The following is a 2,913-nucleotide window of genomic DNA, read 5'->3' as shown; positions in this document are numbered from 1 at the left end:
GCAAGGCGGTCGGCGTTTTTTTTAAACCCGTTGGCCGGGGGGGCGGTTGGGGGTAAAAGGTGGTACACGGGGGGGCGCCCCAAGGGGTGTCGTCAAAGGCTATCGACGAGCACCAGCTCGGCGTCGTCGATGGCGTCGACGGTTATCGTCCCGACATCGCGCAATGCGATGCCGTCGCGGGGGGCAGCGTCGGTACCGTTGACCCGGATGCGGCCCTTGGCAGCCACCAGATAGGCGTGGCGCCCGGCGTCGAGGTTGTAGGAGACGCTCTCACCGGCATTCACCGTGGCCGCCGCGACACGGGCGTTGGCGCGGATCGGCAGGGCTTCATCGCCTTCAATTCCGCTGGCCAGCGTCACGAATTGACCCGAGCGATCATTTTTGGGGAACTGCCGCGCCCCCCAGCCGGGGTTGCCGCCATCCCGATCGGGCATGATCCAGATCTGGAACAGCGTCGTTTCCTCATCCTCGAGGTTGAACTCGCTGTGCGTCACGCCGGTGCCCGCGCTCATCACCTGGACGTCGCCCGCCGCGGTGCGGCCGGTGTTGCCCATGCTGTCACGGTGGGTGATCGCGCCGGTGCGAACATAGGTGATGATTTCCATGTCGCGGTGCGGGTGCGGAGGGAAGCCCGACTGCGCCGCAATGGCGTCGTCGTTCCAGACGCGCAGCGCGCCCCAGCCCATCCGGCCTTCGTCATAATAGTTGGCGAAGGAAAAGTGATGGCGGGCGTCGAGCCAGCCGTGGTCGGCGTGGCCCAGCGTGTCGAATTTGCGAATGTCGATCATGGCCTTGTCCTTTCTGTCGCGCCGCCCGTGGCGGGGGTGCCCGGCGGCGCGCTGCGGTGTTGACGACAAGATAAGGATTGGGATCGTTTCGAAAATAGCGTAGATAGAAATCTATCGTTTCCATTTTTAAGATGATCTAAGCCATCTTCTCCGTTCGCACTGAACTTGTCGAAGCGCTGTTCTGTCTGTGGTCCGTCTCAAGAAGCAGGGCCGTGCTTCGACAAGCTCAGCACGAACGGAGTGAGAATAGGAGGATTTGATGTCGCTACCCGATTACGACGGTTGGGCCTGTTTCGTCGCCGTCGCCGATAGCGGCAGCTTTACCGCCGCCGCCGCGTCGCTTGGCATGTCAAAGGCCAGCGTGTCAAAGGCGGTGACCCGCCTCGAAACGTCGCTTGGCATCGCGCTGCTCCATCGCAGTTCGCGCACCGTCACCGTGTCGACTGCAGGCGCGGGATTGCTCGGCGAGGCGCATGCCATGGTAGCGGCGGCGACCGCAGCGACCGAGGCGGCGCGCGGCGACCGCGTCGATCTCGCTGGGCCGATCCGCCTCGCCGCGCCGATGAGCTTCGGGATCAAGGTGCTCGGCGCGCCGCTTGCCGCGTTCCTCGCGATGCACCCAGCGGTCGAGATCGAAGTGATGCTGAGCGATGCGCGCCACGACCTGATTGCTGAAGGCATCGACCTCAGCCTGCGCATCGCCAGCATGGAGGATTCGAGCCTGCTCGCGCGGACGATCGCGCCGATCGCCGCGTCGGTGATCGCCAGCCCCGCCTATCTGGAACAACGCGGCACCCCGCGCCATCCGCTCGATCTCGGATCGCATCGCTTGATCGGTTACGGCCACCGTGAGCGTACAATGCCGCTGCATTTCCATCGCGATGGCGAGGAAGCGACGGTGATCCCGACCGGGCCGCTGTTCACCAACAATGGCGACATCATGATCCCGCTGCTGATCGCGGACGGCGGCATCGCGGTGCTGCCCGACTTCATCGCCGAGGACGCGCTGGCGTCTGGCGCGCTCGTCCGTATCCTTGCCGACTGGTCGATCCCGCAGGCCTATCTGCATCTGCTGTCGCCGCCGTCACGGCTGCGCCCGGCGCGGGTGCGGGCGCTGTCGGACCATCTGGTTGAGACGCTGAAACGGTCGTGCATCGGCCGCGACTCGCCGGATTCCGCGGGTTAAATCAAAATTAACCTTTTCCCTTCATTAGTTTCGTGGTTAATGTTCCGGCAGTCCGCAAGAGGGGTCGGTCGGTGGCATCGCACGATAGCCAGGTGATCGCAAAGGCAGGGCTGTCGTGGGAAACAATCAAGGGGTGCCCAATGCGCGTATTGCTGATCGAGGACGAGCCGACGACCGCCAAGGCGATCGACACCATGCTCACGACCGAAGGCTTCAACGTCTATACCACCGACCTCGGTGAAGAAGGCTTGGATCTGGGCAAGCTCTATGATTACGACATCATCCTGCTCGACCTGAACCTGCCCGATATGCACGGCTATGACGTGCTGAAAAAGCTCCGCACCGCGAAGGTGCAGACGCCGGTGCTGATCCTGTCGGGCATTTCCGAAATGGATTCGAAGGTGCGCTCGTTCGGCTTTGGTGCCGACGATTATGTCACCAAGCCGTTCCACCGCGACGAACTGGTCGCCCGCATTCATGCGGTCGTCCGCCGGTCGAAGGGCCACAGCCAGAGCGTCATCAAGACGGGCAAGCTGGCAGTCAATCTGGACACCAAGACGGTCGAGGTCGACACGACCCGCGTGCATCTGACCGGCAAGGAATATCAGATGCTCGAGCTGCTTTCGCTGCGCAAGGGCACGACGCTGACCAAGGAAATGTTCCTCAATCATCTTTATGGCGGCATGGACGAACCCGAACTCAAAATCATCGACGTCTTCATCTGCAAGCTGCGCAAGAAACTGGCGCTGGCGTGCGAGGGCGAAAATTACATCGAGACGGTCTGGGGCCGCGGTTATGTCCTGCGTGACATCGACGATGAGGGTAATGAGGTGCGCCGCGTCGCCTGACGCTTCGCTTCACACAGTTTTACCGAGGGAACCCGGGGGGGGGGGGTACGGGGCGGGGTTGTTTTTGGGGGGGGGGGGGGGGGGGGGGGGG

The 2,913-nt window shown here is 63.1% G+C and carries 3 protein-coding genes; 2 read left to right on the top strand and 1 reads right to left on the bottom strand.

Annotated elements, in window-relative coordinates:
* Positions 1-92 precede the first annotated feature (92 nt).
* Positions 93-788: a pirin family protein gene (locus K0M74_RS04570; RefSeq protein WP_293968549.1), complete on the bottom strand. Its 696-nt coding sequence runs from the start codon at positions 786-788 to the stop codon at positions 93-95.
* A 259-nt stretch (positions 789-1,047) separates the two neighbouring features.
* Here K0M74_RS04570 and K0M74_RS04565 point away from each other — a divergent pair, with 259 nt between their 5' ends.
* Together K0M74_RS04565 and ctrA are read left to right on the top strand one after the other, a co-directional pair.
* On the top strand, positions 1,048-1,974 hold the full coding sequence (locus K0M74_RS04565) for a LysR family transcriptional regulator (protein WP_293968547.1): 927 nt from the start codon (positions 1,048-1,050) through the stop codon (positions 1,972-1,974).
* 140 nt (positions 1,975-2,114) lie between these two features.
* Positions 2,115-2,822, top strand: a complete 708-nt coding sequence (gene ctrA, locus K0M74_RS04560; RefSeq protein ID WP_088443381.1) for a response regulator transcription factor CtrA — start codon at positions 2,115-2,117, stop codon at positions 2,820-2,822.
* Positions 2,823-2,913: the final 91 nt, after the last annotated feature.

The sequence above is a fragment of the Sphingopyxis sp. genome, from assembly GCF_019459305.1.
Lineage (GTDB): Bacteria > Pseudomonadota > Alphaproteobacteria > Sphingomonadales > Sphingomonadaceae > Sphingopyxis.
This window is presented reverse-complemented; position numbering and strand designations above follow the sequence as displayed.